This is a genomic window from Sphaerisporangium sp. NPDC049002 (genome assembly GCF_040649355.1).
GTDB lineage: Bacteria > Actinomycetota > Actinomycetes > Streptosporangiales > Streptosporangiaceae > Sphaerisporangium.
Genome location: NZ_JBEZFH010000082.1, coordinates 1 through 21,957, shown reverse-complemented (window position 1 = coordinate 21,957; position 21,957 = coordinate 1). Strand labels below are relative to the sequence as shown.

Annotated in this window: 17 protein-coding genes; 9 read left to right on the top strand and 8 right to left on the bottom strand. The window is 71.1% G+C overall.

The features are described from left to right. Positions 1-5: 5 nt before the first annotated feature. The gene (lanKC, locus tag AB0B89_RS18055) at positions 6-2,627 is read right to left on the bottom strand and encodes a class III lanthionine synthetase LanKC (protein WP_358553674.1); all 2,622 of its coding nucleotides are present in this window, start codon (positions 2,625-2,627) and stop codon (positions 6-8) included. A gap of 517 nt (positions 2,628-3,144) precedes the next feature. Between lanKC and AB0B89_RS18050 the strand changes: the two genes are divergently transcribed. Continuing rightward, positions 3,145-3,336, top strand: a complete 192-nt coding sequence (locus AB0B89_RS18050) for a DUF2795 domain-containing protein (RefSeq protein WP_358553672.1) — start codon at positions 3,145-3,147, stop codon at positions 3,334-3,336. 75 nt (positions 3,337-3,411) lie between these two features. On the opposite strand, the gene AB0B89_RS18045 is transcribed toward AB0B89_RS18050, so the two are convergent. Together AB0B89_RS18045 and AB0B89_RS18040 are read right to left on the bottom strand one after the other, a co-directional pair. Next, on the bottom strand, positions 3,412-4,083 hold the full coding sequence (locus AB0B89_RS18045) for a response regulator (protein WP_358553670.1): 672 nt from the start codon (positions 4,081-4,083) through the stop codon (positions 3,412-3,414). Continuing rightward, positions 4,080-5,717, bottom strand: coding sequence for a sensor histidine kinase (locus AB0B89_RS18040; RefSeq protein WP_358553668.1), 1,638 nt, complete (start codon positions 5,715-5,717; stop codon positions 4,080-4,082). Before AB0B89_RS18040 ends, AB0B89_RS18045 begins: the two co-directional genes overlap by 4 nt. Before the next feature lie 194 nt (positions 5,718-5,911). On the opposite strand from AB0B89_RS18040, the gene AB0B89_RS18035 reads away from it, so the two are divergent. Next, complete coding sequence (locus tag AB0B89_RS18035; protein WP_358553666.1) at positions 5,912-7,288, top strand: cation:dicarboxylase symporter family transporter; 1,377 nt, start codon at positions 5,912-5,914, stop codon at positions 7,286-7,288. A 44-nt stretch (positions 7,289-7,332) separates the two neighbouring features. Here AB0B89_RS18035 and AB0B89_RS18030 read toward each other — a convergent pair whose 3' ends face one another. Then, positions 7,333-8,334: a hypothetical protein gene (locus tag AB0B89_RS18030; RefSeq protein WP_358553664.1), complete on the bottom strand. Its 1,002-nt coding sequence runs from the start codon at positions 8,332-8,334 to the stop codon at positions 7,333-7,335. A gap of 180 nt (positions 8,335-8,514) precedes the next feature. On the opposite strand from AB0B89_RS18030, the gene ppgK reads away from it, so the two are divergent. The 6 genes from ppgK to AB0B89_RS18000 all read left to right on the top strand — a co-directional run bounded on the left by ppgK (position 8,515) and on the right by AB0B89_RS18000 (position 16,953). After that, the gene (gene ppgK, locus AB0B89_RS18025) at positions 8,515-9,261 is read left to right on the top strand and encodes a polyphosphate--glucose phosphotransferase (RefSeq protein ID WP_358553662.1); all 747 of its coding nucleotides are present in this window, start codon (positions 8,515-8,517) and stop codon (positions 9,259-9,261) included. Positions 9,262-9,373: 112 nt separating this feature from the next. After that, positions 9,374-9,805, top strand: coding sequence for an ATP-binding protein (locus tag AB0B89_RS18020; protein ID WP_358553660.1), 432 nt, complete (start codon positions 9,374-9,376; stop codon positions 9,803-9,805). Positions 9,806-9,932: 127 nt separating this feature from the next. Continuing rightward, positions 9,933-13,823, top strand: coding sequence for an ATP-dependent RNA helicase HrpA (gene hrpA, locus AB0B89_RS18015; protein ID WP_358553658.1), 3,891 nt, complete (start codon positions 9,933-9,935; stop codon positions 13,821-13,823). A 258-nt stretch (positions 13,824-14,081) separates the two neighbouring features. Further along, positions 14,082-14,822 (top strand): hypothetical protein, encoded by a 741-nt coding sequence (locus AB0B89_RS18010; RefSeq protein ID WP_358553656.1) that lies wholly within the window; start codon positions 14,082-14,084, stop codon positions 14,820-14,822. Further along, the gene (locus AB0B89_RS18005; protein WP_358553654.1) at positions 14,819-15,583 is read left to right on the top strand and encodes a GNAT family N-acetyltransferase; all 765 of its coding nucleotides are present in this window, start codon (positions 14,819-14,821) and stop codon (positions 15,581-15,583) included. The genes AB0B89_RS18010 and AB0B89_RS18005 overlap by 4 nt, the downstream gene beginning before the upstream one ends. Before the next feature lie 104 nt (positions 15,584-15,687). Further along, positions 15,688-16,953 carry a cytochrome P450 gene (locus tag AB0B89_RS18000; RefSeq protein ID WP_358553652.1) on the top strand — a complete coding sequence of 422 codons (1,266 nt, stop codon included), beginning with the start codon at positions 15,688-15,690 and terminating at the stop codon, positions 16,951-16,953. Between the two features lie 27 nt (positions 16,954-16,980). On the opposite strand, the gene AB0B89_RS17995 is transcribed toward AB0B89_RS18000, so the two are convergent. Together AB0B89_RS17995 and AB0B89_RS17990 are read right to left on the bottom strand one after the other, a co-directional pair. Next, a complete protein-coding gene (locus tag AB0B89_RS17995) occupies positions 16,981-17,541 on the bottom strand; it encodes a TetR/AcrR family transcriptional regulator (protein WP_358553650.1) in 561 nt (186 codons plus the stop codon). Positions 17,542-17,600: 59 nt separating this feature from the next. After that, positions 17,601-18,710: a DUF6745 domain-containing protein gene (locus tag AB0B89_RS17990; RefSeq protein WP_358553648.1), complete on the bottom strand. Its 1,110-nt coding sequence runs from the start codon at positions 18,708-18,710 to the stop codon at positions 17,601-17,603. 242 nt (positions 18,711-18,952) lie between these two features. On the opposite strand from AB0B89_RS17990, the gene AB0B89_RS17985 reads away from it, so the two are divergent. After that, positions 18,953-19,609, top strand: a complete 657-nt coding sequence (locus tag AB0B89_RS17985; RefSeq protein WP_358553646.1) for an HAD family hydrolase — start codon at positions 18,953-18,955, stop codon at positions 19,607-19,609. Between the two features lie 15 nt (positions 19,610-19,624). Here AB0B89_RS17985 and AB0B89_RS17980 read toward each other — a convergent pair whose 3' ends face one another. Together AB0B89_RS17980 and AB0B89_RS17975 are read right to left on the bottom strand one after the other, a co-directional pair. Next, positions 19,625-21,532 (bottom strand): nitrate- and nitrite sensing domain-containing protein, encoded by a 1,908-nt coding sequence (locus AB0B89_RS17980; RefSeq protein WP_358553644.1) that lies wholly within the window; start codon positions 21,530-21,532, stop codon positions 19,625-19,627. Positions 21,533-21,674: 142 nt separating this feature from the next. Next, a partial coding sequence (locus AB0B89_RS17975) for an amidohydrolase family protein (protein WP_358553642.1) occupies positions 21,675-21,957 on the bottom strand: 283 nt, incomplete at its 5' end.

Sequence of the window (21,957 nt, the reverse complement as noted above, 5' to 3'; positions counted from 1 at the left end):
GTAAGTCACCTCCTTTCGTCGCTCGTCGGGTCCACCGTCCCGGCGGGGTCGCCGGGCGGGGAGATCAGGGGAAGGGCCACCGGCCGGTCGTGCAGCACGGTGCCCAGTGCGAGGACCACGCCGGCCGTACCGGTGGCGAGGTCCATCGAGAGCCGGAGAAGCTGGTTGCCGGGGAAGGCGAGCCCGCCGCCGTACGGCATGGCGTGCCAGCCGAGCCGGGCGATCTGGTCGGCCACCTCGGGCGCGGCGTGGCCGAGGCCGGGCCGCAGCCCCGCGCCGAGGGCCGCGATCATGCCGGCCCGTCCGGCGAACAGGCCCGACTGGACGTAGTAGTCCAGGGTCGCGACGGGACCGATGTCCGCGAGCGCCCGCCGGAAGTCCTCGTCCTCGCGGTGCGCGAGGTACTGGCGGAGGACCAGTCCGATGCCGGCCGATCCCTCGTCCAGGTAGGGGTTGGTCCGCCAGCCCTGCTGGACCTGGAGCTGCCCGTCGTCGCGGCGGGTGCAGCGGCGCAGGTCCTGGCGAAGAGCGACGCTCGCGTGCTCCAGCAGCGCGGCGTCCCCGGTGGCCTCGTACGCCCGCAGGAACAGCAGCGCGGGACCCGAGGAGCCGCGCATCAGCCCGGCGTGGGGGTTGGCCCCGCCGCTGATCTCGGGCACGCTGTCGACGGCGCCGAGCCGGTCCGCCACCAGGTCGGCGATGGTCAGCGCGGTGCGCTCCAGGTCGCGCTCACCGGTCGCCCGCCCGAGGTGGAGCAGGTTGAGCCCGATGCCCGCGAGGCCGGCGTACAGGGTCTGGCCGAGTTGGTCCCACTTCTCCCGCAGGCACATGGCGACCAGGTCCAGGGCGTCCTGCCGGCGGCCGAGCGCCTCGAAGGCGTAGGCCACGCCGTGCAGGCCGTCGTAGAAGCCGAGGCCGGTGCCGGGCTCGGGGGCCATGGCCCGCTCGCGGAGCCACGCCTCGTGCTCGGGGAACCGCCCGGCGTCCGTCGCGGCCAGCGCGTACAGCACGCCCGCCGCGCCGTTGGCCAGGTTGAGCCCGCCGCCGGGCTGGAACTGGGCCGCGTCGCCGGGGAACAGGCGGTCGGAGCGTTCGGGGGTCGCGGAGGCCAGGATGGCCCGGCACGCGGCGTCCCTGACCGAGGTCCAGGAGGCCTCTCCCGGCAGGGGCAGCTCGCGCATCGCCCGCAGGCCCGCCGCGCCCTCGTCGGTCTCCGCGTCCTTGCCCAGGATGGTCCGTACGGCCTCGTCCACGTAGGCGGGGGGCACGGGGAAGGTGTCGCGCACCAGCGTGGCGAGGTGGGTGACCTTGGCGCGGTGCAGGGGGATCAGCACCGTCGACATCGGGGCGAACAGGTTGAGCCGCATGCAGGCCAGGGCGTAGCGGTCCGCCTCCACGCCGGCTCGGTCGGCGGGCGGGCAGAAGCCGGGGTGGGCCAGGGTCGGGCGCGCCTTGGCCTCGGCGAGGCTGGCGACCTCGAAGTCGATCAGGACGACCCGCTCGCCCTCCACCAGCACGTTGAAGGGGTGCAGGTCTCCGAAGACGACCCCCCGCTCGTGCAGCGCGTTCACCGCCCGCTCGACGCGGTCCAGCATGCCGAGCGTCCACTCGGTGTACTCGGCGGCGTCCTCGGGGGTGATGACCGCGCGGGTCAGGGGGTGCCGGTGGACCGACTCCTGGCTCAGCGTGGTGCCGTCCACGAACTCCTGGACGAGGAACTCGTGGTCGCCGAGCGTGAAGTAGTCGTGCGCGGCGGGGACGACGTCCAGCCCTTCGAGCCGCCGCAGGATGGCCGCCTCGTGCCGCAGGCGGGTGACCGCGTCCCGGCCGGCCGCGTCGAGCCCGGCGTGCGGCCTGGCCTCCTTGAGCACGACCTGACGGCCGGTGCGGGTGTCCCGCGCCTTGTAGACGCCGCCGCCGTTGGAGAAGTGCAGCACTTCCTCGATCTTGTACGGCAGGTCCGTCGTGGTGACCGCGTTACGCGCGGCGAGGTGGGGTTCGAGGAACGCCGGCAGGGTGACCCACGACGGCGGGGAGAACGCGGGCCCCCTCCGGTCGGGCACCAGGGTGCCGTCCGCGCTCTCGATCGCGAGCACCCGCTCGCGGTTGCCGGTCAGGCAGTACCGCTCGGCGAAGCCGCCGTACCGGACGAACAGCGGGCCGTCCCCGAAGCGCAGGTCGCTGAGGATGTACGGGCCGCGGACGCCGTGCAGGACCTCGTCCAGCTCCTTGAGCACGAGCTCCAGCTCGTCCACGTCGGCGGGGTAGATCGTGACCAGCTTGCCGCTGCTTCCCCGGTCGGCGTACTTGGAGTTGAGCATCGTGACGACGCGTGGGCCCCGGAGGAACTTGAAGCTGAGCCGGCGGCCGGCGCAGTAGTCCCAGACCGCGTCCAGCGTCTTCTCCGCGTCGTCCAGGCAGGAGGAGATGTGAATCTTCCATCCCTGCGGGGGCAGGGAACGCTCCCGGGGGCCGTAGTGCAGCCACGTGTCGGTCGCCCGGTGCTCCCACCCGGAGGGCACGTCCCTGCTCGCCAGGGGAAAGTCAGGGTGCTTCGTACGCTGGTTGTCAAGGGTGTCGTAAAACAGTGGATCGGCTAGGCAATAGATCTCGTATCTGTCGATCATGTCCCACACCCCTCTCAGCGCTCGATCGCTAGGAGGAGAATTACGGATAACCCCAGCCGTGCCTAGTGACGGTATCCACAGGTGTCATATGCCAGTGTCACTATTGCTTTCATGATGACTGTCACAGTCGCCCTGATTGACCTGTGATTTTCCCGGAAGAAGATGCATGACGGTGACTTCAGGAAAATTCCATGGTTGGCCGGGTTTGGCAGTGGGTGGAGTGAGATGGCCTCTGGCCTGCTACAGAACATTACTCGGGAGTTCGCTTGGGTACCCCCCCTGCGCCCCCACGCCGGGCTTCCCGGGTGCTCCTCCGCAGGGTCTCGCATTTGACCTGGTTTGTCCCGAACTCGGATTCCGGTCGGGAGTAAGCACCGCTGTGAAGGCGCGGCCGCCGCCTCCCGGGCGATCGTGATCCGAGTGCAAAGACTCGCTCGTCCAGCTCCTCTGAGGAGGAATGACCGGTTTCTCCGAGTCTGAGGAAGGACAGGAACCACCTTGCGACAAAGGAGGAATTATGACGCAGGTGGACTTCATCCACGTTCAGAAGTATTTGTCCGGGGTTGACTACCCCGCCAAGAAGGACCGGCTTCTGGAGCACGCCAAGCGGCAGGGCGCCGACAAGCAGGCGATGGAAGCCCTGAAGCGGCTCCCCGAGAAGGAGTACGACGGGCCGAACGCGGTGAGCAAGGCGCTCGCCGGTTCCTGACCGAAGGCCTGGGTCGTCCTTCACGCGCATCGTCGCCGCCGTGCCACCTGTCGGCCCGGCGGCGACGTCCATGGGTCACATGACCTGGTAGAGCAGTTCGGGACGCCCCAGCCCGCCGTACTGCGGCACGCGGCGCACGCTCCCGGTGCCGACGAGATGCTCCAGGTAGCGCCGGGCCGTCACCCGGGACACGCCGATCGCCGCGCCGACGGACTGGGCCGACACCCCGCCGGGGGCCTTGCGCAGCTCGCCCGCCACGGCCTCCAGGGTCGGCCCCGTCATCCCCTTGGGCAGGGGACCGCCGGTCGTGCCCCTGAGGGTGGACAGCGCGCGGTCCACCTCTCCCTGGCCGCTGACCTCCCCGGACCCGTCCACGGACGACCGGAACTCCTCGTACCGCCTCAGCTTCTCGCTCAGCACGGCGAAGGTGAACGGCTTGAGCAGGTACTGCACGACCCCCACCGAGACCGCCGACCGCACCACCGACAGGTCCCGCGCGGAGGTGACGGCTATGACGTCGCAGAAGACGCCCGCCGCCCGCAGCGCCCGGCACACGTCCAGCCCGTGCATGTCCGGCAGGTACAGGTCGAGGAGCACCAGGTCGGCCGGACGGCGCCGGAGGAAGCGCAGGGCCTCGCCGCCCGAGCGCGCCACCCCCGCGACCTGGAAGCCCGTCATCCGCTCGACGTACAGGCGGTTCGCCTCGGCGGTGAGCTCCTCGTCCTCGACGATCAGAACCGAGATCACGACGGCTCCCTCCGTACCCGCGCGTCCGTGCGGGCCTCGCGTCCGTCCGGGAGCGGGAGGCGGACGGTGAACACCGCGCCCTCGCCGCCGTGGGTGACCTCGATCGTGCCGCCGAGGCGGCGCACCGCCTGGCCGGCCATGGCGAGCCCGAGGCCCCGGCCGTCGCCCTTGGTGGTCCATCCGCGCCGGAAGACGTCCTTGGCGGTCTCGGCGCCGACGCCCGGCCCGCTGTCGGCGACGCGGATCAGGAACGTGCCGTCCTCGGCGCGCAGGTGGACGTGTACCCGGGCCGGAGGCGGGGCCGTCATGGCGGCCTCCGCCGCGTTGTCGACGAGGTTGCCGAGGATGGTCACCAGGTCGCGGCCGTCGAGGGCGACGTCGTCCAGCTCGCTGTCGGGACTGAGGGAGAGCTCCACCCCGCGTTCGGCGGCCTCCGCCGTCTTGCCGAGGAGCAGCGCCGCGATCACCGGCTCGCGCACCGCGCCCACCACCCGGTCGGTGAGCTGCTGGGCGGCCTTCAGCTCGGCCGTGGCGAAGGCCACGGCCTGCTCGGCACGGCCCAGCTCGACCAGCGTGACGACTGTGTGCAGCCGGTTGGCCGCCTCGTGGGCGGCGGAGCGGAGCGACTCGGCGAAGCCGCGTTCGGCGTCGAGCTGGCCGGTGAGCGCCTGCAGCTCGGTGTGGTCGCGCAGCGTCACCACGGTGCCGAGCGACCGGGACCCGGAACGCACCGGCGAGGCGCTCACCACGAGCACGCGGTCGCCGGTCAGGTGGATCTCGTCGGCGCGGTCCTCGCCGGAGGACAGCAGGCCGGACAGGGACGGCGGGAGCCCGAGGCCCGTGACGTGCCGCCCCTCCGCGTCGCCGGGCAGGCCGAGCAGCTCCCGTGCGCCGTCGTTGGCCAGCGTCAGCCGGCGCTCGCCGTCCACCAGCAGCAGGCCCTCGCGGACCGCGTGCAGGATCGCGTTGTGGTGCTCGTAGATGCGGCTCAGCTCGGCCGAGCGCAGGCCGTGCGTCTGACGGCGCAGCCGCGTGCCCACGAGGTACGTGCCCGCGGTCCCCGCCGTCAGGCCCAGCACCCCGGCGAGCGCCGCCGCGGCGATCTGGTCCCGTAGCTGCGCGCTGATCTTGTCGATGGTGATCCCCGCGCTCACCAGCGCCCGCACGTTCCCCGCCGCGTCGCGTACGGGCGTGACGGCGCGCACCGAGGGGCCGAGCGTGCCGGTGTAGGTCTCGGTGAACGTGTGCCCCGCGAGGGCGGGGGCGGTGTTGCCGAGGAAGCGCCCGCCGATCTGCAGCGTGTTCGGATGGGTGTACCTGCGGCCCTCCCGGCTCATGATCGTGATGAAGTCCAGCCCGGCCTCCCTGCGGACCCGCTCGGCGTACGGCTGGAGCGCCACCGACGGATCGGGGTCGTCCAGGGCGGCGAGCACGGCCGGCGAGGCGGCGACGCTGATCGCCACGGCGCTGGTGGTCCTGCCCGCTTCCTCGTCCAGGAGCCGGCGCACGTGGAGGAAGGCGAGGAGCGTGCCGCCCGCCACCGTGATCCCGACGACGACGATCTGCAGCACGAGCATCTGGCGCGCCAGGCTCCATAGCCTGAGCCGGGAGGCGATCGTCGTCAGGGCTTCCACTTTCACCAGTTCACGGGGTTCGCGGGGTCATGGATCTCTCACTGGTCCGGGGTCGCGCCGGTGAGAACGGCGATGAACGAAATGTACGCAATAGTGACCCAGATCACTACCAGGGCGCATAGTCACTCGACCGAAGCCTCACTTCCTCCGTACCGGCGTGCGAGACACGCGTACGAAACATCAAGGAGGGCCGCGTGACCATACCCGTATCCCCGGCGCACCGGGACCGTACCCGCTATCTCTACCTGGCGGTAATCGTCGCGGTGCTGGCCGGGATCGTGGTCGGGCTCCTGGCGCCCGGCACCGGCGTGGCGCTCAAGCCGCTCGGGACGGCCTTCGTGGCCCTGATCAAGATGATGATCAGCCCGATCATCTTCTGCACCATCGTCCTCGGGGTCGGATCGGTGGCCCAGGCCGCCAAGGTCGGCAAGGTCGGCGGCCTCGCCATCGGCTACTTCCTCGTCATGTCGACGGTCGCGCTGGTGATCGGCCTGGTGGTCGGCAACCTGGTGCATCCGGGCGAGGGCCTGCAACTGACCGACGCGCTGCGCAAGGCGGCCGAGGACCAGGCGGCCAAGGGCGGTGAGAGCGACACCACGTCGTTCCTGCTCGGCATCATCCCGACGACGTTCGTCTCCGCCTTCACCGAAGGGCAGGTGCTGCAGACCCTTCTGGTGGCCCTGCTCACCGGCTTCGCGCTCCAGGCGATGGGGGAGCGGGCGGTCCCGATGCTCAACGGGCTCGCGCACATCCAGCGGCTCGTCTTCCGCGTCCTGGCGATGATCATGTGGGCCGCCCCGGTGGGCGCGTTCGGCGCGATCGCGGCGGTCGTCGGCGCGGGCGGGTTCGGCGCTCTCCAGAGCCTGGCCCTGCTCATGTTCGCCTTCTACGCCACCTGCCTGCTGTTCGTCGGCCTCGTGCTCGGGCCGATGCTGTGGTTCGGGGCCGGGATGAACCTGGTGTCGCTGCTGCGCTACCTCGGCAGGGAGTTCCTGCTCATCCTGTCGACCTCCTCCTCGGAGTCCGCGCTGCCGCGCCTGATCGCCAAGATGGAGCACCTCGGGGTGAGCCGCGCGGTGGCGGGCATCACCGTGCCGACGGGATACTCCTTCAACCTCGACGGGACCGCCATCTACCTCACGATGGCGACGCTGTTCGTGGCGCGCGCCACGGGCGCCCCGCTGTCGGTCGGGGAGCAGGTCTCGCTGCTCGTCTTCATGATCATCGCGTCGAAGGGCGCCGCGGGCGTCACGGGCGCGGGGCTCGCGACGCTGGCCGGAGGACTCCAGTCGCACCGGCCCGAGCTGGTCGACGGCGTGGGGCTCATCGTGGGCATCGACCGGTTCATGTCCGAGGCCCGCGCGCTGACCAACTTCGCGGGCAACGCGGTCGCCACCGTCCTGATCGGCACGTGGGTGCGGGACTTCGACCGGGAGCGCGCCGAGGAGGTGCTCTCCGGGCGGATCCCGTTCGACGAGGCGACGTTCGTGGACGAGCACGACGGCGGCGGCCCGCCGCCTCCGGTCTCCGAGGAGCGCGTTCCGGCCATGTCGCCCGACGCCGGCCGCTGAGGCCGGCCCCGCCGGTACGACGCGGCAGGCCCTGACCGGACCGCTCACCTCGGGCGTCCGCTGCGGTAGACGGCCCTGGTGAGGGCGGTGAGCCGGGTGGCGGAGTCCGTGAAGGAGGCCCCGGCCGGTTGGAGGGTGAGCACGGCGACGATCAGGCGGTCTCCCTTGCCGACCAGGCCGGTGGTGTGGAGCACGGGGCGGCTCAGGTTCACCGGCGGCCCGGCCGCCGTCGCGACGGCCGGGGCTTCCATGGGCCCGGCCACCGTCTCGGACACGCTGCTCGCGCGCGTGCCGGCGCACCGGACGGCGGGCGTGGAGCCGTACCCCGACCAGCCCTGCTTGACCGCCCACGGCCGGGGCAGGGCGCTCGGGATGCCGAAATACTGGTCGAAGTCGTCGGCGGCGCACCGCGTGGCGTCGCGCAGGTGGCCGAGGACCAGGTCGCGGACCTTGGGGTCCGCCCGATCCAGCAGATAGCGGTACGTCCACACGACGTCCGCCGCGCTCAGCGCGGTATAGCCCCAGAAGCCCGGCTTGGACGCGGGAGGCCGCTCGGTCTCGGTCAGGCCCGCCCGGCGGACCATCCGGTCGACGATCGCCCCCTGGCCGCCGCGCTTCCACAAGGCCGTCGCGGCGTCGTCGTCGCTGGAGCGGAGCATCCGCCGGAGCAGATCGCGGTCGCGCGCGGGGACGGCCGTACCCGGCTCGCGCGACTCCAGGTAGTCCACCGCGATGAGGATCTTGACGACCGACGCCGACCGGAACCGGGTGTGGACCTCGTACCCGACCGTCGCCCTTCCCGTGGCGCGGTCGAAGACCATGAAGCCCGCCTCCGTGCCGCGCGGGACCCGTGGCGGGCGAGCGGGCGAGGCGGACGGCTCCGGAGTCGCCTTCGCGGGAGCCTTCACGCGATCCTTCGCGAGGGACTGCCGGGCGCCGCCGGTCGCGGCCGGGGTGGGCGACGCCGTGTCCGGCCCCGGCTGTACGACCCCGCAGGCCGCCGTCAGGGCGGCGGTGAGGGCGATCGTCAGGGGCGCACGGCGCATTAGCCACATCATTCACCAATGCCTACCAGAACGGACACCTCCGGCGCTGAGGATCGGGCGATCCACGGACCGGCCCGGATCTTCCGTAGGGTGTCGGTTCCGGCGAGCGCCGGCGCGCATCACCGGTCGCATCCCGGCAATAAGGGCTGCACGGGCATCGTGGGCACTGTGAGGAGTGGCATGAACGTATTGGGAATCGACATCGGCGGATCGGGGATCAAGGGCGCCCCGGTGGACACGGTGACGGGAACGCTCCTCGCGGAGCGCCTGCGGATACCGACACCGAGCCCGTCGGCTCCCGGACCCGTCGCCGAGGTCGTCCGGCGGATCGTCGAGCACTTCTCGTGGACGGGGCCCGTCGGGATCACCTACCCCGGGGTCGTGGTGGACGGGGTGACCAGGACCGCCGCGAACGTCGACCACGCCTGGATCGACCTCGACGCGAGGAAGCTGTTCGCGGACGCGACCGGGCTCGACGTCACGGTCCTGAACGACGCCGACGCGGCGGGCGTGGCCGAGGCGAGGTTCGGCGCGGGCAGGGACCGCGGGGGGCTCGTGGTGATGCTGACCTTCGGGACGGGGATCGGCAGCGCCCTCATCATGGACGGCGTCCTCGTCCCCAACACCGAGTTCGGGCACATCGAGATCAAGGGCCACGAGGCCGAGCACCGCGCCTCCGACCACGCCCGCGAGGAGCACGACCTGAGCTGGGACAAGTGGGCGCACCGGGTGCAGGAGTACCTGGAGCGCATCCAGGCCCTGCTGTCGCCATCGCTGATCATCATCGGCGGGGGAGTGAGCAAGAAGGCGGACAAGTTCCTGCCCCACATCGAGCTCACGGGGACCCCGCTCGTTCCCGCGATCCTCCAGAACGAGGCGGGCATCATCGGGGCCGCCCTGGCCGCGCGGCCGGTGCAGACCCCCTGACGCCCCCTGACGGCCTGGTACGGCCACCCCGGCGACCGTATTTCCTGGCGCCTTCTGTGTTTGTACCGGGCCCTGGGGGCACCTTTATCAAGGTGGGCCGGAAGGAGGCACCGTGGAGGTGACCATCGCATTGCGCTTGCCGCGCGATGCAGCGAGCGTGTCCGTCACCAGGCAGATCCTTGGGGCGGAGCTGGAGGTGCTCGGCGTCGAACGGCAGATCAAGGAGGACATCCAGCTCATGCTCACCGAGGCGTGTTCCAACGTCATCAGGCACGCTTCCGAGACCGATGAGTACACGGTGAGCGCACAGCTCGTCGCCGGCAAATTCGTGATCACTGTGGTCGACACCGGCAGCGGGTTCGACCCCGACAAGGTGGGTGTGAGATCGCCGCTGGCGGAGCACGGGCGGGGGCTCCAGATCATGCGGGCGCTCGCCGACGACGTCCGCTTCATGAACCGGCCGAAACACGGGGCCATCGTCTGCCTGGAGAAGGCGTTGCGGTTCGTCCGCGACTCTCCGGGCGAACTGCTCACCGCTCACTGAGCGCGCTCCGCCCCCGCCCGAGAGGGCGGGGGCGCGGGGCCACCGGTAAACCGTTGGCGAAGACGGGGGGCGGGTTGCTTATCCTTGCCGGTGGCGGCTGTCTGACGAGACGGCCGGGAAAGCGACCATGGGAACAGTTTCGTTGAAATCGCCCCTGACCGACCTGCGTGAACGCCTGCCCGCGCTGATGCTGCGCGACGAGATCAGGCTCCGCCGCCGTCTCGACGGCGCTCGCAGGGTGCGCGACGGGAAGGCCCTGCGGGCGATCACCGACCAGGTGACCACCGAGATCGAGGCCGCGGAGGCCCGCGTCGGCGCCCGGCGGGCGCTGGTGCCCGAGATCACCTATCCCGCGAGCCTGCCGGTCAGCCAGCGCAGGGACGACATTTTGGACGCCGTACGGGACCACCAGGTGGTCATCGTCGCGGGCGAGACGGGTTCGGGCAAGACCACCCAGATCCCGAAGATCTGCCTGGAGCTCGGCCGGGGGATCAGGGGCCAGATCGGCCACACGCAGCCCCGCCGCATCGCGGCGCGCACGGTGGCCGAGCGCATCGCCGAGGAGCTGGACACCCCGCTCGGCGAGGCCGTGGGATACAAGGTGCGGTTCACCGACCAGTCCGGCGAGGGCACGCTCGTCAAGCTCATGACCGACGGCATCCTGCTGGCCGAGATGCAGCGCGACCGGCTCCTGTCGCGCTACGACACGCTGATCATCGACGAGGCTCACGAGCGCAGCCTCAACATCGACTTCATCCTGGGCTATCTGAAGCAGCTGCTTCCCAAGCGCCCGGACCTCAAGCTGATCATCACCTCGGCGACCATCGACCCCGAGAGGTTCTCCCGGCACTTCGGCGACGCCCCGATCGTGGAGGTCTCCGGGCGCACCTACCCCGTCGAGGTCCGCCACCGGCCGATCAGCGAGGACCAGGAGGACCAGGCCCAGGCGATCGTCGACGCGGTCGACGAGCTGTGCGCCGAGGGCCCCGGCGACATCCTGGTCTTCCTCAGCGGCGAGCGCGAGATCAGGGACACCGCCGAGGCGCTCAAGGGCCGCAAGGAAGAGGTCCTCCCGCTGTACGCGCGGCTGTCGTCGGGCGAGCAGCATCGCGTCTTCCAGGCCCACAGGGGGCGCAGGATCGTCCTCGCGACCAACGTCGCGGAGACCTCGCTGACGGTCCCCGGCATCAAGTACGTCGTCGACCCCGGCTTCGCGCGCGTCTCCCGCTACAGCCACCGGCTCAAGGTGCAGCGCCTGCCGATCGAGCCGATCTCGCAGGCCTCCGCCAACCAGCGCAAGGGCCGCTGCGGCCGCACCTCCGACGGCATCTGCGTCCGGCTCTACTCCGAGGAGGACTTCCTCGGACGGCCCGAGTTCACCGACCCCGAGATCCTCCGCACCAACCTCGCCTCGGTCATCCTCCAGATGACCTCGCTCGGGCTGGGCGACATCGGGGCGTTCCCGTTCGTCGAGCCGCCGGACCAGCGGCAGGTGAAGGACGGCGTCAACCTGTTGCAGGAGCTCGGCGCCTTCGACGAGCACCGCAAGCTCACGGCGATCGGCGGCAAGCTGGCCCAGCTCCCGGTCGACCCCCGGCTCGCCCGCATGGTGCTGGCCGCCGACGGCAACGGCTGCGCCACCGAGGTCATGGTCATCGCGGCGGCGCTGTCCATCCAGGACCCCCGCGAGCGGCCCGCCGACAAGCAGGCCCAGGCCGACCAGAAGCACGCGCGCTTCGCCGACAAGGAGTCCGACTTCCTGTCCTACCTGAACCTGTGGGACCACCTCCGCGAGCAGCAGCGCGAGCTGTCCTCCGGCCAGTTCCGGCGCATGTGCAAGGCCGACTTCCTCAACTACCTGCGCGTCCGTGAGTGGCAGGACATCTACAGCCAGCTCAAGCAGGTCGCCAAGGGCATGGGCGTCACGCTCAACACCACGCGCCCGGAGCCGTACCGAATCCACGTCTCCCTGCTCGCCGGGATGCTCTCGCACATCGGGCTGATGGACGTCGAGAAGGCCGACAAGAACGACCCCGGCCCGCGCCGCAGGGCGGTCCGCGAGTACATCGGGGCCCGCAACGCGCGATTCGCGATCTTCCCCGGCTCGGCGCTGTTCAGGAAGCAGCCCCGCTGGGTCATGGCCGGGGAGCTGGTCGAGACCTCACGCCTGTGGGCGCGGGTCGTCGCCAAGATCGAGCCCGAGTGGGTCGAGCCGCTCGCCCAGCACCTCGTCAAGCGCACCTACAGCGAGCCGCACTGGGAGAAGAACCAGGGCGCGGTCATGGCGTACGAGAAGGTCACCCTCTACGGCGTGCCGATCGTGGTCGAGCGCAAGGTCAACTACGGCCGCGTCGACCCCGAGCTGTCGCGGGAGCTGTTCATCCGTCACGGCCTGGTCGAGGGCGACTGGGACACCCACCACCGTTTCCTCAAGGAGAACCGGCGGCTGCTGTCGGAGGTCGAGGAGCTGGAGAACCGCGCCCGCCGCCGCGACATCCTGGTCGACGACGAGACGCTGTTCGACTTCTACGACAAGCGGGTGCCCGAGAGCGTCCTTTCCGCCGCCCACTTCGACACCTGGTGGAAGCGGCAGCGTCAGGTCGAGCCCGACCTGCTGACGTTCTCCACCGACATGCTCATCAACCAGAACGCGGACGCCGGCGGCCTTCAGGAGGCCTACCCCGACGCCTGGCGGCAGGGCGGCCAGCGGATGCGGCTCACCTACCAGTTCGAGCCCGGGGCGGACGCCGACGGCGTGACCGTCCACGTCCCGCTCCAGGTGCTCAACCAGGTCGACGGCGACGGCTTCGACTGGCAGATCCCCGGGCTCCGCGAGGAACTGGTCGTCGAGCTGATCCGGTCGCTGCCGAAGCCGATCCGGCGCAACTTCGTTCCCGCGCCCAACTACGCCAAGGCGGTGCTCGAAAAGGTCACGCCCGGGAACGAGCCGCTCGTCGACGCGGTGGCCCGGGAGCTGTTCCAGCTGACCGGCGTCCGGGTGCCGCCCGACGCCTTCGATCCCGCCCGCCTGCCCGACCACCTGAGGGTCACCTACCGCGTCGTCGACGAGCGCAGGAAGACCGTCGCCGAGGACAAGGACCTGTCGGCGTTGAAGCGGCGGCTCGCGCCGAAGATGCGCGCCACGCTCTCCCGCGCGGGCGAGGAGCTCGAACGCACCGGCCTGCGCTCCTGGACCTTCGGCGAACTGCCCAAGCTGTTCGAGCAGGGACGGGTCAAGGCCTACCCGGCGCTGGTCGACGAGGGCGGCAGCGTCGCGATCAGGGTCTTCGAGACCGAGGCCGAGCAGCGGACCGCGATGTGGGCGGGCACGCGGCGGCTCGTCCTTCTCAACGTCACCTCCCCGGCGAAGGCGATCCTGCGCGGCCTCACCACCTCGCAGAAGCTGGCCCTCAGCCACAGCCCGCACCGGGACGCCGCCGAGTTGTTCGAGGACTGCGTCACCTGCGCGGCGGACAAGCTCATCGCCGAGTCGGGCGGCCCGGCGTGGAAGCCCGCGGACTTCCAGCGCGTCCACGAGCACGTACGTGCCGAGCTCTTCGACACCGTCTCCGAGGTCGTGGCCAGGGTCGAGCGCGTTCTCGCGATCTGGCAGACGGTGCGCGCCACCCTCGGCGCGATGAGAAGCCCGGCCGACACCCTTGAGGAGATCGAGGAGCACCTGTCGTCGCTGGTGTTCCCCGGCTTCGTCACCGCCACCGGCGAAAGGCGGCTGCCCGACCTGCAGCGTTACCTGCGCGCGGTGGAGCGGCGGCTGGAGAAGCTGCCCGATGACCCCTACCGCGACCGCGAGCGCATGCTCCAGCTCGACCGGGTGCGAGACGTGTACGAGGAGACGCTTGAGAGGCTTCCCCCTGCCCGCAGGTCGGAGGGCGCGGTCACCGACATCCGCTGGATGCTCGAAGAGCTGCGTGTCAGCTACTTCGCCCAGACCCTCGGCACCCCGTACCCCGTCTCCGACAAACGCATCCACAAGGCCCTGGCTCAGCTCACGGGGTGACCGGCCACCCGTGAGCCCGCGGCGGTCCGCGTTACGTCAAGGTGAACATATTTTCGGCCGCATGCGAACTATTGACATGATGGTCCGAATAGCACATCTTTGCACTGACAACATTGATGCGGGCGCGCGATCCACCCCGGAGGGACGATCCGCGGCCGACCTCCGATCAGAAATCGGAACAGGCCGCACGGGATCGCGCCCTGACGCGCCCGGCATCTTTCGAGAATCCACTCTCGAGTGACGAACAAGGACGACGCCTTGAGTGCTCTGATGGAACGGTACGAATCCTCGCTTGAGTCCAGCCGGCGGCAGTTCGCCGTGGACTCCGCGGTCTCGCAGGTGACCTCCCCCTCCTGCGACGAGAAACTGTTCGCCCGATGGATGCTGCGTTACAACGCCCACGGCATCCACATGACGCACGACGTCGAACGCTGGATCTCCAGCGCCGGCGAGCGGTGCGGAGAGCTGGGGATGGACCAGCTCGAAAAGGCGCTCAAGGCGCACTCCCGCGCCGAGGCCGGCCACGACAGCATGATGGTCGACGACGTGCGGGCCATCGCCGGCTGGTGGCAGGAGCGCTTCGGCGAGCCGGTCGACGCGGACGATCTGCTGGGAGCGGCCCCTCTGGCCAGCGCGAACTTCTACGCCAAGCTGCACGAGCAGGTGATCTCGGGACCGGCCCCCTTCGCCCAGATCGCCATCGAGTACGAGATCGAGCGGCTGTCGGTGACGATCGGCCCGACGCTGGTCACCAGCTGCGAAAAGATCTTCGGTACCGGCACGGAATGCTACAGCTTCCTTGCCGAGCATGTCGAACTCGACGCGGGCCACACGGCCTTCAACCGGCGCCAGCTGGACGGGATCCTCACCGGGAATCCGGACGCCGTGGAGACCATGATTCAGACGGGCAGGGCCGCACTCGCGTCCTACGCGGCGTTCATGGCCGAATGCTTCGAGCTCGCCAAGGCAGACCTGGGGAAGACGAAGGTCGGCGTGTGAGCTCGGCCCCTTTCGGCGCGACCTGTCTCTCCGAGGGGTTGCCCACGACGTCTCCCGCTCCCGCCGGGGGAGGGAAGACGCTCGAACTCCGCATTCGCCACCAGCCCGCCTACGAACCTCCGATGCCGTGGCTGGCGGGGATTCGTGAGTTCCGGGCGGAGGTTCTGTACGACCGCGGCCGTCGGCCGGACTTCCGCGACGAGAGTGGCCGGTACATCGACGAGCAGGGCCTGGATTTCGGGTCCTACCACCTGACCGCGCATCTCGGCCCGGAGGCGGAGATCGCGGCGAGCGTCCGCCTGGTGCCACCGGAGTCTCCGGGCGAGTTCCAGGCCATCGACCACCTGGGACGGCAGGGCTACGCGGCCATGCTCACCGGACTGCGGGCCATGGGCACGCCCGTCCACGAGGCGGGCCGCCTGGTCGTCTCGCCCCGGGCCAGGGGCCTCGGGCTCGGGGCCTGGATGGTGGCGGCGGTCATGGCCGCGGGCCGGGCGGTGGGCGCTCCGCTGTTGATCGCCACCTCCGGCACGGCCGACGGGCAGCACCTGCTGTTCGAGCGGCTCGGCTGGTACGCCTGCCCGGGCACCGACAGGTACTCGTCCCACTACGAGGACACGGTGCGCGTCATCGCCCACCGCGTCGGCGAAGGGGCGGGCGAGTACGAGGCGACCGCCTCCGAGCTGAGCCGCCACATGGACGGCGCCCAGCTCGACGGATCCGTCCGGATCCGGGGCCTCGGCCTTCCGGCCAGGGGCTGAACGCACCCTCACCACGGCGTGGTCTCCTCCGCAGGAGCGGAGGAGACCACCGCCTCCGTGCCTCCGCGCACACTCACGACCCCCCTCTCCACTGGGAAAGCACAATGGAACTCACGCTGGCCGCTCCTCTGCTGCGGCTCGACCCCCTGGCGCCGGACGTGCACGAGGAGGCCGCACACCTGCGCTCACTCGGGCCCGTGGTCCCGGTCGAGATGCTCGGCGAGGTGACGGCCTGGGCGGTCACCCGCGACAGCACCGCCCGCGAACTCATGGTCGACACCGCGCGCTTCGCCAAGGACATCAAGTACTGGGGGGCCTTCGGGCGCGGAGAGGTACCGCCCTCCTGGCCACTGCTCGGCCTGGTCGCCTCGGGACCCAACATGCTGACCACCGACGGCGAGGAACAGCGCCGCCTTCGTACCCCGCTCGCCAGGGAGTTCACCGGCCAGCGGGTGGAGAGGCTGCGCTCCCGCGTGGAGGAGATCACCGCGACCTACCTCGACCTGCTCGCCGCGCAGGCGAGCACGGCCCCGGACGGCGTCGTGGACCTCAAGAGCGAGTTCGCCTTCCCCCTGCCGATGACCGTGATCGGCGAACTGCTCGGCGTCCCGGGGGACTGGCACCAGGAACTGCACCGCCTGTTCAACACGTTCTTCGACGAGCTGGCCACGCCCGAGCAGGTCATGGCCACCCACCAGGCCCTGCACCAGGCCCTCACCGATCTGATCGCCCTCAGGCGCGCCGAACCCGGGGACGACCTCACCAGCGCACTGGTGAACCGGGCAGGGCTCACCGACGCCGAGCTCGTGGGGACGCTACAGCTGATGATCGCCGCGGGGCACGAGACCACGGTCTACCTGCTGATCAACGCGGTCCGCGCCCTGCTCGCCCATCCCGGCCAGCTCGCCATGCTCCTCGACGGCACCCAGCCGTGGAAGAACGCGATCGAGGAGGTCCTGCGCTGGGACCCGCCCGCGAGCAACGTCGCCTTCCGGTACGCCACCGAGGACACCGAGGTCGAGGGCGTCCGCATCCGCCAGGGCGAGCCCGTCATCATCTCCTACGTCTGCATGGGCCGCGACCCCGAGCGCTACGGGGAGAACGCCCACCTGTTCGACATCACCCGCCCCCACCCGAGCGGAGGCCACACCTCCTTCGGGTACGGCGCGCACGCCTGCATCGGCGCGCACCTGTCCCGGCTGGAGGCGGCGGTCGCGCTTCCCGCCCTGTTCGCCCGGTTCCCCGGCCTCGCCCTGGCCGTCCCGGAAGAGCAGGTGGAACGGACTCCGTCCGTCATCTTCAACGGCAGGCGCACGCTGCCGGTGCGCTGCGGCGCGCCGGCCGGTGGACCGGCGGCGGACGAAAGGTGAACCTGGAGGGCGGCCTCGTCACGCGGGTCAGCGCGGGCTGAGGTGGTGGCTGAGGGCGCGGGCGAGGCCTTCGACGTCGTCGCCCGGCCGGATGTTGCCCTCCAGGATGAGGCTCGCCAGCCCGTGCATCAGCGCCCAGACGGCGATCGCGATCGTGCGGTCGGTGGAGCCGAGTTGCTCGGCCGTGCCGTGCAGGAGCTGATGACCCGCGCGCTCGCGCGCGGCGACGAAGTCGGGGTCGCGGACGTTGAGCAGGTCGGGGGCGCGGATGACCGCGAAGTGGCCCGGGTGGGCCACGGCGAACATCACGTAGGCCACGCCCTGCTCGGCGAGGCCCCCCGCCACCTGCGCCCGCTCAAGCTCGTCGGCCAGCAGGTGGTAGCCCTCGACCGCCAGCGCGGTCAGAAGGCCCGCCTTGTTGCGGAAGTGGTGGGTGGGCGCGGCGTGGGAGACGTCGGCCTGGCGCGCGACGTCGCGGAGGCTCAGCGCCGCCGGGCCGTCCTTCGTGACTGCCAAAAGGGCGGTGTCGAGCAGGACGCGTCGCAGGTCACCATGATGATAGGACTGTCGACCCTCGCGACCGCTCACGTCGGGCATCCTACCGAGTCACCGGAGACACCCCGCAAGTACCGCGCGGCGCGTCACCTCTACGGAGTGTCTCCGTAGGGCCACGCCGACGCGTACTGGTCCCCGGTGAGGCCGTGCGCCCACCCCGCGGCGTCGAAAGGCGTGGCGACCTCGGCGGGGACCACCAGCGCCGAGGCCCGGCGGACCCCGTCGCGGGCGTCGGGCGCGGCGCTGTGCAGCAGGACCCGCGCCGGTTCGCCGAGGATCCGCTCGGGGACCTCGTACAGCGCCAGCACCCGCCCGGAGTCGCGCGGCTCCTCGGCCTCGGCGACGAGCGTCAGTCCGGCGTCGGCGACGTAGCGGTCCCAGCCGAGCGACTCGATGGCGCACCTGCGGACCTCTACGTCGTCCTCGGCGAGGATCGCGTCCGTGGTGGGGGTGGTGACGACCCACGCGGGGACGCGCGTGCCGTGCCAGGCGTAGACGGCGCTCCCGTCGGGCCAGGCGAGGGCGGGCCCGGTCGCGCTGTGGAGCCGGTGGTCCTCGTCGCGCCGCACCAGCAGGGGCCGCTCGCACAGCACGGCCGCGCCGTCCAGGGGGAACCACCAGCCCACCAGCCGGGTCACCTCCGCCAGCGCGTCCAGGCGCTCGTCGGCGTCCATGAGCGCGACGCGCAGCGCGCAGGTGTAGAGCGCGATCCAGTAGGCGTCGCCCCACACCCCGAGCGCGCCCCACACGTACAAGCAGGGCTCGGAGCTGGACCGGTCGTTGAGATGGCCGAGGACCTGGCCGCGGAGCCGGCCCCTGAGCCCGTTCCAGAGCTGGTCCCACAGGCGGCTCTTGAGCTGGTCGCGTAACCGGTCCCAGAGCCGCACGCCGAGCCTCGCGTGGAGCATGCGATCGACGTCGTCCCTGAGCCGGTCCTCGAAGGGGAACCTGTCGACGTCGATCGGCCTGAAGGGCGCGGCGGCCGAGAACGCGCTGAGCGGTGAGTCGGTCCAGACCGTGCGACGGGGAGGCTCCAGGCCGGCCGCGCGGTAGGCCCCGCGCACGGCCTCTTCCGCGCGGTCCCTGTCGACGGGTGCGGTGGTGAGGCCGTCCCGCAGCCACTGGTCACGGACGGTGGCCACGAGTGCCTCGTGCTCGACGGTGAGGGTGCCGTCGAAACCGGGGAAGGTCCTGCCGCTCATCTCTTCACTCCTCCGGACTGCGCCTGGCGTGCCGTACGAGATGTGGATCGCTTCACCCTTGCTGTCCCGTGATCGGTCTGATCGACGTGGACGGCCGGCGTGCCGACCTTCAAAGGCTCGCCGGGCACTCTTGGAACTGGCTTGTAGGCCGCTGAATCCCAAGGCACCGCCCCGCACGGGGGATCGGGAGGCGGTCCGGCGGCCGGGTAGGGTTTTCAGGGCGCCTGCGAGGAGGAGGTCCCGTGGTCGGGGCGGTGGTGTTCGATGTCGGGGAGACGCTCGTCGACGAGACGCGCATCTGGTCGCGATGGGCCGACCGGCTGGGGGTCCCGCGGTTCGTCATGCTCGGGGTGCTCGGCGGCATGGCCGCGCTCGACCGGTCGCACAGGGACGCCTTCGAGGTGGTGCGTCCCGGCCTGGACGTGGAGGCCGAGATGGAGGCGTGGCGCCGTGACGACCCGGGCGGCCTGCGGGAGAACTTCGACGCCGACGATCTCTACCCCGATGTGCGGCCCGGCCTGACGGCGCTGCGCGAGGCGGGCTACCAGCTGATCATCGCGGGCAACCAGCCCCCGCAGGCCTACGACGCGCTGGTGGCGATGGACCTGCCCGTGGACGCCGTCCACACCTCGGCCGGGTGGGGCGTCAGCAAGCCCCGGCCGGAGTTCTTCGCCAAGGTCGCCGCCGTCGCCGGCAGGGAGCCCGGCGAGATCCTCTACGTCGGCGACCGGCTCGACAACGACGTCCTCCCCGCCCGTGAGGCCGGCATGCGCACGGCGCTGCTGCGTCGCGGCCCGTGGGGCTACCTGCACGCCGAACGGCCCGGCGCGCGGCGCGCCGACGTGATCGTCGACGGCATCCCCGAGCTGGTCACCGTCCTCGCCGCCGGCCGCCTCTGAGCGCCGATCTTCCGGTTACAGGGGCTTGCCCGGTTCGGGAGCCGGTTCTATGGCCGGGGCGAGCGAGTGGGTGCTCACGCCGGTCTCCCGCGCGGAGGGCGGCCCGTCCTGGCCCGCGGGGATGATCAGGGTGTGCGGCAGCAGCACCACGGCGGTGGTGCCGCCGTACGGCGAGCGGCGCAGCGAGACCTTGGCGTCGTGCCGGTCGGCGAGCTGGTTCACCACGAACAGGCCGAGCCGGTCGCTGTCGGCCAGGTTGAACTCCGGGGGGTTGGCCAGGCGGCGGTTGACCTCCGCGCGGTCCTCGTCGTTCATCCCGAGGCCCCGGTCCTCGATCTCGACGGCGAACCCCCGCCCCACCAGCTCGCCCTTGATCGTGACCCGGGTGCTGGGCGGGGAGAAGACGGTGGCGTTCTCCACCAGCTCGGCGAGCAGGTGGATCACGTCGGCGACGGCCGTGCCCACCAGCGAGGCGTCGGTCATCGGGAGCACGGTGACGCGCGTGTAGTCCTCGACCTCGGCCACGGCTCCCCGTACGACGTCGTGCATCGGGACGGGCTTGCGCCAGGCCCGCCCCGCGGGCGCCCCGGACAGGATGATCAGGCCCTCCGCCTGGCGGCGCATGCGCGTGGTGAGGTGGTCGAGCCGGAACAGGTCCGACAGGGCGTCGGGCGCGCCGGTCTTGCGCTGCATGGAGTCGAGCTGGGTGAGCTGGCGGTGCAGCAGCGACTGGTTGCGCCGGGCCAGGTTGCGGAAGACCAGGCTGACGCCCTTGCGGAGGTCCGCCTGGCCGACCGCGGCCTCGACGGCGGTCCGCCGCACCGTCGAGAACGCCTGGGCGAGGTCCTGCACCTCCATCGTGGTGCCGGTGACGGGGATCGGCGGCGCCTCGCTCTCGACGTCCACGGCCTCGCTGTCGCGCAGTTTGGCGACGACCCTGGGGAGCCGTACGTCGGCGAGGTCCAGGGCGGCGCTGCGCAGGCCGGCCAGCTCCTGGGCGAGCCCCCGTCCGAGGCGCGCCGAAAGGATCACGGCCATGAGGATCGCGATGAGGCCGAGCCCGCCCGCGATGACGATCTGGGCGATGATCCCCGAGGCGGCGGCGTCGGTGCGGGCGTTCAGCAGGCCGGCACGGCTGACGCCGAGCTGGTCGATCCGCGACCCGAGCTGGTCGGCGAGGGGCTGCCAGGCGGCGGACTGCTCCGGGCGCCCGCCGCGCGAGATCACCTGGTTCTCCATGGTGGTGAACCGCTTGTAGTCGGCGGAGGCGAGCAGGTCGTCGTACGGCCGGCGCAGCTCCGTGTCGAGCGCCTGGAGGCCCCGGCCGAGCAGCAGCCTGCGCCCGGCGACCATCTGGGCGAACTCGCGCTGCTCCTCGTCGTCGAGCGAGCCCTGCAGGATGGCACCGGAGAGCAGGGCGTCCTCCTGGGAGAGCAGCTCGCGGGACCTCACGACCGTCTGCAGGCCCGCCGCCTTGCGGTAGAGCGCCAGCTCGGGCACGGTGACGAGCTGGTCGTACATCTGATAGAGCGAATCCTGGATATCGGTGTACTGCAGGATCGCCTGGAGACGGCTGGTCGCGCGGGCGTCGACGTCCTCGCGGATCAGCTTGAGCCTGGCGAGCTGCCTCTCCAGCTCCGTGAGGCTCTGGACCTCCTCGGGGCCGGTGGCCGACTGGCCCTCCAGCGAGGTGGCGCGCTGGTGGAACAGGACCACGGCCCTGTCGGTCTCCTCGCGCGCGGCCGACAGGCGCCCGCCGTCGGGGGAGTCGCCGCTCAGGAAGATGGACGACAGCTGGCGCTCGTGCTGCACGTGGCCGGCCACGACCGCGGCGGGGCTCGCGACCTGCTCGAACAGCGTCACCGCTCTGCGGAGGTCGAAGAAGTCGCCCACGATGTGCCCGGTGATATAGGTCCAGAGCACGATTAGCGCGACAATCGGCAGGCTGAGCAGCGAATATAACCTATAGCGAATAGTGCGATTCTGAGGGGCCATATCTCCGCGCCTAGCGTGAGGCCTATAAAGATGTGATATCGCGCTCGATCTCGTGAAGATCGCTGCGAGGTTAGCACCCACGGCGAGCGTCCGGGGTGGAGTTCACGAGGTGTACGCGACCGGCCTGGTCACCGCCCGTGACCGTGGCCACGCAGCGCCCCGGCCCGTCCTCGACCAGGCTCCGGTACGGGTCCCTCTCGCCGGGATCGATGGCGAAGACGGCGAAGTCGCACCGCGTGCCCGCCGCGAGCGAGCCGATGCGGCCGGGGCCCGTGGCCAGGCCGAGCGCGCGGGCGCCGCCGGCGGTGGCCGCCTCGACGAGGCGGCGCGCGAGGTCGGGCCCCCGGTACCCC